The 6,777-nt window shown below is 63.1% G+C and carries 7 protein-coding genes; 2 read left to right on the top strand and 5 right to left on the bottom strand.

The features are described from left to right. Positions 1 to 555 (bottom strand): multicopper oxidase domain-containing protein (locus I8N66_RS13735; RefSeq protein ID WP_291154474.1); only part of this gene is annotated, 555 nt, incomplete at its 3' end. Positions 556 to 895: 340 nt separating this feature from the next. On the opposite strand from I8N66_RS13735, the gene I8N66_RS13730 reads away from it, so the two are divergent. Continuing rightward, positions 896 to 2,119: an NnrS family protein gene (locus tag I8N66_RS13730; RefSeq protein WP_291154473.1), complete on the top strand. Its 1,224-nt coding sequence runs from the start codon at positions 896 to 898 to the stop codon at positions 2,117 to 2,119. Positions 2,120 to 2,184: 65 nt separating this feature from the next. Here I8N66_RS13730 and I8N66_RS13725 read toward each other — a convergent pair whose 3' ends face one another. The 4 genes from I8N66_RS13725 to I8N66_RS13710 all read right to left on the bottom strand — a co-directional run bounded on the left by I8N66_RS13725 (position 2,185) and on the right by I8N66_RS13710 (position 4,810). Further along, positions 2,185 to 2,511 (bottom strand): metal-sulfur cluster assembly factor, encoded by a 327-nt coding sequence (locus tag I8N66_RS13725; protein ID WP_291154472.1) that lies wholly within the window; start codon positions 2,509 to 2,511, stop codon positions 2,185 to 2,187. Then, positions 2,498 to 3,028 carry a DUF2249 domain-containing protein gene (locus tag I8N66_RS13720; protein ID WP_291154471.1) on the bottom strand — a complete coding sequence of 177 codons (531 nt, stop codon included), beginning with the start codon at positions 3,026 to 3,028 and terminating at the stop codon, positions 2,498 to 2,500. The genes I8N66_RS13725 and I8N66_RS13720 overlap by 14 nt, the downstream gene beginning before the upstream one ends. After that, complete coding sequence (locus I8N66_RS13715; RefSeq protein ID WP_291154470.1) at positions 3,009 to 4,388, bottom strand: hypothetical protein; 1,380 nt, start codon at positions 4,386 to 4,388, stop codon at positions 3,009 to 3,011. The genes I8N66_RS13720 and I8N66_RS13715 overlap by 20 nt, the downstream gene beginning before the upstream one ends. Before the next feature lie 143 nt (positions 4,389 to 4,531). Beyond that, positions 4,532 to 4,810, bottom strand: coding sequence for a DUF2249 domain-containing protein (locus tag I8N66_RS13710; RefSeq protein WP_162768787.1), 279 nt, complete (start codon positions 4,808 to 4,810; stop codon positions 4,532 to 4,534). A 224-nt stretch (positions 4,811 to 5,034) separates the two neighbouring features. On the opposite strand from I8N66_RS13710, the gene hemN reads away from it, so the two are divergent. Further along, complete coding sequence (gene hemN / locus I8N66_RS13705; protein ID WP_291154469.1) at positions 5,035 to 6,387, top strand: oxygen-independent coproporphyrinogen III oxidase; 1,353 nt, start codon at positions 5,035 to 5,037, stop codon at positions 6,385 to 6,387. Positions 6,388 to 6,777: the final 390 nt, after the last annotated feature.

The following is a 6,777-nucleotide window of genomic DNA, read 5'->3' as shown; positions in this document are numbered from 1 at the left end:
GGTGACGTGCCACGGCACCATGCCTTCAGGCGCGCAATGGTAGACGAAGACGCCGGGCTTCGTGGCCTTGAAGCGAAGCGTGGTTTCCTCGCCCGGGTTCACCTGGGTCAGCGCACCACCGCCAAGCGCGCCGGTCGCGGCGTGGAAGTCGATGTTGTGCAGCAGCGTGTTGGTCTCAGGGTTGATCAGCCGAAGTTCGACATAGTCGTTCTCATGCACGACCATCAGCGGACCAGGAACCGAACCGTTGAAGGTCATTGCGTGGATCTCGGTGCCCTCACGGTCGATCACCAGCTTCTTTTCCTCGATCGTCATGGTGAATTCGACGACGCGCGGTCCGGTCTTGGCGACCTGTTCATGGGCGTGGACGAAAGGCGGCTTGACGAGATCGACCTTCACGCGCGGCAGGGTCGAGATGTCGACAGGGGTAGCGCCTGCCGCCGTGGCGGCGCCGGCCGCCTGTGCCGAAGCGGTATGGAGAAGCGGCGCAACCGCGCCCGCCAGGGCAGCGCCGGCAAGCATCGTCCGGCGGGTCATCTGAAGTTGTTCAGTCATCTTGCTCTCCTTCGACGCGCTCCAGCGGCCGGGATTGGCCTTCTGCGAAACGCGCCTGTATTCAACGAGTTAGAGTGGGCGGCGCCGACGCGGGCGGCCTCACCTCCGGTCTCGACCACCGGTCCCCCAGCAGTCACAAGAGAAGTAGAACCACAGACGAATCGCGTCTTTGTCTTGGAACAAATCGTTTCGACGAGATCGCTTTTCTTTCACGCCACATGAACACACGTGGCGGAGCGGGGCAGCGATACTTGCGTTTTCGCAAAGAGCCCCTGCGAAGCCATTGATAGATCAAGCCTCATCCGCAAGTCCGCAAGCACGCACGACGAGGACCACGATCATGTTGGACAGATTGATAAGACCGAAACCGAGCGGCGGTATTCCGCGCGGGCTCTCGACCACCGGCCCGGTGCTCTTTTCCTATGGCTTCCGGCCGTTCTTTTTCGGCGCCGCGCTCTGGGCGATCGCCGCCATGGTGCTGTGGATCTCTGCGCTTACTCTCGGCCTGGACCTTGCCGGCGACTACGGCGCCGCCCATTGGCACGCGCATGAGATGCTATTCGGCTTTTCCTCCGCCGTGCTCGGCGGCTTCCTCTTGACGGCGATCCCGAACTGGACGGGAAGGCTGCCAGTCTCGGGCGGTCCGCTCGCCGCCCTCTTCGGGCTCTGGGTTGTCGGCCGGCTCGCGCTGCTGTCGAGCGGCGTCATCGGCCTGCCTGTCGCTGCCGGTATCGAAGCGCTTTTCCTGCCGGTGCTCCTGCTGATCTGCGCGCGCGAGGTGATCGTCGGCCGGAAATGGAAGGATCTGAAAGTCATCGGCGGGCTGGTGCTCCTGTCTGCAGCCAATATCTGGTTCCACCTTTCAGTGCTCCGGGACCTCGACGAGGATGCCGCAGCGCGGCTGGCCATCGCCGCCTACACGATGCTGATCATGATCGTCGGCGGACGCATCGTGCCGAGTTTCACGCGCAACTGGCTGAACAAGGTAGGGCGCACCACTTTCCCCGTGCCCTATAACCGCTTCGATACGGCAGCGATCCTGATCGGTGTCGCGGCCCTTGCCGCCTGGACCTTCGCACCGGATCACATCGTCACGGGGGCGATTGCGCTTACCGCCTGCGCCTTCCACACGGTGCGGCTGTTCCGCTGGCGCGGCTTGGCGACCTGGTCGGAGAAGCTGCTCTTCGTGCTACACGCGGCCTACGCCTTCGTGCCACTCGGTTTCCTGGCGATATCAGCCGGTGCGATCGACCTCTTGGGCGAATACCCGGTCATGCACGTGCTGACCGTCGGCGTGATCGCGTCGATGATGCTCGCCGTCATGACCCGCGCCAGCCGCGGCCACACCGGGCGACCGTTGGTGGGATCGGCACTCACCGGCGCCTCCTACGTTGCGATCATGGCCGCGGCGCTGATCCGGCCGCTGGCAGACCTACTGCCCGCGCACTACCACCACCTGATCGCGCTGTCGGGCGTGTTGTGGATCGCCGCCTTCGCGCTGTTCACGCTCGAATATGGACCGATGCTCGTGTGCGATCGCCGCTCGCCCCGCGCCTCGTCCTGACCGCACGTTCGATCCCCAATGCAAAAGGCGCCGCTGATGCGGCGCCTTTTTAAACAATACCAGTCTCAGAAGATGCTGCCGTGCGAGTATTCGATCGCACCGTCGGCCATCATCTCGGGCGTCCAGGGCGGCTCATAAGTCAGGCGCACTTCCGCATATTCGACGCCCGGCACATACCACACGCAGTTCTGCACCGCCTCCTTGAGGAAGGCCGTCGCCGGGCAGCCTTTGATCGTCGTCGTCATGGTGACCTTGGCGATGCCGCCTTCTTGAACCTCGATATCGTAGATCAGGCCGAGATCGACGACGTTCTTGCCCATTTCCGGGTCGATGATGATGCGCAGCGCATCGCGGATCCTCGCCTCGAGGTCGAGGGTTTCAGGCACCGACATGGGAACGCCTCCCGCCGATGCGAATGAGGATACGGTAGGTCTCGCCGGTCGCATCGAAGTTGCCTGCCCATTTGTGGCCGCGTTTGGCGAGCTCCGGATAGAGGAACAGCGGTTCCCGCGCGAGCAAGGCGAACAGCACTTCGCCCTCCGCCATTTTCTCGGCCGTCGCCAGAATGCGCACCATCGGCTCGGGCGGATCGAGCTCCGTCAGGTCGAGCTGGCGGCTCGGGTCGGGCCAGGTGTCCAGGTCCGTATCGCCAGCCGAAAGGCGGATCTCGTCAACCTCTCCTTCGGGCGTGAACAGAACCTCCCAGTCGCCGTTGTCGAGAGGGCGGTCCTGATGGGTGAAGCCACGCCCAGCCATCACGCTGTAGAGCGGAACGGGCCGGAAGGTCGCGATCAGCTTCAGCGCCTGGCCCTGTGCCAAGCTGTCGACAGCGTTCATGATGGCCTGGAACGGATCGCTGCCGCCACGCAGCAGCGGCCGGACGTCGAGTTCATAGGGATCTTGGCTCATGGGAACCTCCGTGAGGAATTGGTGGCAGAAACAGGCCTGGTCGAACGAGTCCGTCAGGCAATCGAAGTTCGGCCGGAACGTTGATCAGTCGCCGTGTTCGCACGAACTCGAGGACGAGCGCATTGACGGCAATCAATTGGCCGAAACTCGCAAAACGAAAAAGGATGGCACTGCCGATCAGCAACGCCAGAGTACCGAGCGCGACCGTCAGATAATAGAGCCGAAACCAGCGAAGAGCCGAGGCTTCGGTAACGAGATCCTGGACCCTGGGGGTCGGCATGCGCCCAAGCGCCGGCCCGTAGCATTCGAGCCAGGTCATGAACGGCACGATCTTGTAAAGCTGGGCGAGACCCATGCCGGTCAGCCAGCCGAACGTTACGAGATAGATGACGGCGCCGGAACCGGTGTCGAGACGGCCGGCAGCCAGCAGCGCGATGAAGAGCACAGTCGCAGCGATCAGCGACACGAAGGCGCCGATGCTGGCGCGGCTGTTGAGCTCGATCACCTTGCGCCGGCGCTCCCGATAGATGCGCAGGATATCGCCGGCATAGATCGCCACCATGGCGGCGCCGGAAGCGACGGCAAGGGCGAGAAGCGGCGCACGGCCGAAAGTGCCCACGAGTATGAGGAGCACCGCCGCCGCCAGAAGACCGAGGCAAAGGGCGCCAAGCACGAACACCACGCGGCTGCTTGTTCGCTCCTTGTCCGGCGACAGCATGAACATGGTCAAAAGCCGGTAGCTGACACCCATGGTGGTGAAGCTCAGCCAGCCGCAAAGGCCAAGGGAAGCATGAAGCGACAGCCCGTCGATCGTCAGGTCGATCGCGCCTTCCGCATCGATCAAGCCCGAGAGTACGCCGGCATAGGTGCCGCCGAGCAGCATCGTGCCGAAGAGTGCCGCAAGACCGACCGCGACGAACCGGGCCGGTAGTGGCAGCGGGCGCGCATGCCAGAGCGTGGCTGCGAAGGCAAAGCCCAGTACCGAAAAGCCGACGATCGAAAAAGCAGCTCCCAGAGGAAGCAGCATCACCGGAAGATCGATCGCGCCGGAAAGGCTGACGAAGCCGAGCGTCAGGCTGGCGATGCCTGTGATGAGGAACAGGAGCGCCGGCAGCGCGACGCTCGGGAAGGATAATGCCTGGCCGACGAGAACGGGCACGAACTGCAGCAGCGCGCCGGTCATCAGCAGGCTCAGCCAGCCCAGCACGACGACATGGACGAGCGCCAGCGTTTCGGGCGCCTCAAGGGCTGAGACCGGGTGGCCGTAGCCGAAAACCATCATGATCTCGCCAAGGACGAGGAAGATCAGCGCGGCCGCGAAGTAGGACATCGTCCAGCGGGAAAGCGAGGCTGCGAACATGGCGGTTCATCCCCTGGATCACGATGGATTTGGTCGGGTCGGCCAAGGCCATGGACGTGATCGGTTCTCATGAGTGAGAGCGGGATGTGAGCGGAAAACGGCGAATGCCTTTCCTCATCCCGCTCTTGAGGCGCATCGAGGGCTCAGTGCCCGCCGCAGCAGCAATCGCAGCCGGAGGATTGCTGCCGGCCGATTTCGACACGCCAGACATCCGGTCCCTGCTCGAGGTATTCCCAGGTGAATTCGCCCGGATAGCGGGTTTCCAGCTGGTAGTGCAGCGGGCGCGGATCGTGGTCGTTGATGATGATGAAGGCGCCGCCCTCGGCAAGCGCGTTCAACATGCCGAAGATTTTCGGATGGCGTTCTACCGGCGGAATCGTCCGCACATCGATGAAGGGCATGTCGGTCTCTGCAATGGTCATGGTCATCCGCTTCTGAGCGCCGTCGTTTGATGATGGTCCGGGAAACGCCGGCGCACACGCCCCGGATTTCCGCAACCTAGCGACCACGCAGCCGCGACATTTTGTCGAAGCGCAAACAAATCCCGCTTTGGCCGAGACCATGCCCGTCCTTGACTTTTCGCAAAGAGGTGCCGCCCCGCACGGCCTAGAAAAGGTGCATCCATCGCCACCCAGATGAGGACGAAATGCAAGCTTCCGCGCTCCTGAAATACGGTGAAATGCGCCTGCCGCGCTACACGAGTTACCCGACCGCACCGCGCTTTGCCGCTGATGTCGACGATCACACCTACGGTGACTGGCTGAAGGCGATCCCCGAGGGGCAGGACGTGTCGCTCTACCTGCACATCCCCTTCTGTCGTTCCATGTGCTGGTACTGCGGCTGCCATACGACAATCACCAGGAAGGACGATCCGATCCTCGACTATCTCGATGTACTCCGAGACGAGATCCGCACGGTCGCCGATACCATTGGCCGGCCGCTTCCGGTCGCAGAGGTACACTTTGGCGGCGGCACGCCGACAATCATCGAACCGCGTGAATTCCTGGCGTTGATGGCGTTGATGCGCGAGCGCTTCGCGCTGTCACCATCGGCCAATGTCGCCGTCGAGATCGATCCGCGCCGGCTGACGCTCGCCATGGCCGAGGCACTCGGCGAAGGCGGGGTCCGACGCGCGAGCCTCGGCGTACAGAGCTTCGATCCCGTCGTGCAGAAGGCAATCAACCGCATCCAGAGCGAGAAGCAGACGGCCGAAGCCGTCGACCACCTGCGCGGCGCCGGCATCGGCGGGATCAATTTCGACCTGATCTACGGCCTGCCGCATCAGACGGTGCGCTCCTGCGTCGAGACGGTCGAAGCGGCCGTTTCGATGCGGCCGGAACGGTTCGCGGTTTTCGGTTACGCCCATGTGCCGAGCTTCAAGAAGCACCAGCGCATGATCGACGAGACGGCGCTCCCCGACAGTGCCGCGCGCGCCGAACAGGCGATGGCGATCAGCGAGGCGCTGGTCAAAGCCGGCTACCGGCAGATTGGCCTCGACCATTTTGCCTTGCCTGACGACGATCTGGTGACGGCCCAGGCGAATGGACAGCTCCGCCGCAATTTCCAGGGCTACACGACCGACACCTGCGAGACCCTGATCGGTTTCGGCGCCTCGGCAATCGGCCGCTCGCGCGACGGTTATGTGCAGAACGAGGTGCCCCCCGGTGTCTATGCGAGCCGGATCGCCTCCGGTCGCCTCGCAACCACCAAGGGCTACCGACTGACCGACGAGGACCGTCTGCGCGCCGCGATCATCGAGCGGCTGATGTGCGATTTCAGCGCGGATATTTCCGCAATCGCCGCAGCGCATGGCCGGGACTGGCAATCGTTCGTCGACGGAAATAGCAAATTGGCCGAACTGCGAAAGGATAGCGTGATCGATATCGCCGATGGCGTCATCACTGTCCGCCCCGAACACCGCTTTGTCATCCGCGCGGTGGCAGCGGCATTCGATGCCTATATAGATGAGTCCCAGAGGGTTCACAGCAAGGCGGCTTGAAGGCGCTGATCGCCGGGAAGGCTTGGCTATTGCCGAGCCTTCAGCCGCCGCAATCACGCCGGCAAAGCGCCGCCCCGCTTCTTCCGTCGCGCTCGGGCTTGAGCCGAGCATCTCTTGCGCCACGAAATACGTTTGGATACTGCGCCTTGGAACCTCGCCTAAAGGGCGAGGATAACCGGGTTTTGGGGCAACTACGCTCATTGAAAACGAGCCGTTTCAAGCTTATCGACGGCAGCTATAGCTGGGCCTTGGCTATACAATTTGGCGGAACTGCCCATCCAAAACGTCATGCTCGGGCCTGACCCGAGCATCCAAACCCAGCCTCCCTCCCACGAAAATAGCCGCGAAGCGGCGGACTTGCGGCTGGCAAACGCCTTCCGCTGAATCTAA

The organism is Ensifer sp. SSB1, from assembly GCF_016652895.1.
Taxonomy (GTDB): Bacteria; Pseudomonadota; Alphaproteobacteria; order Rhizobiales; family Rhizobiaceae; genus Ensifer.
The sequence above is the reverse complement of the archived record's forward strand: the minus strand, read 5'-3'. Positions and strand labels throughout refer to the sequence as shown.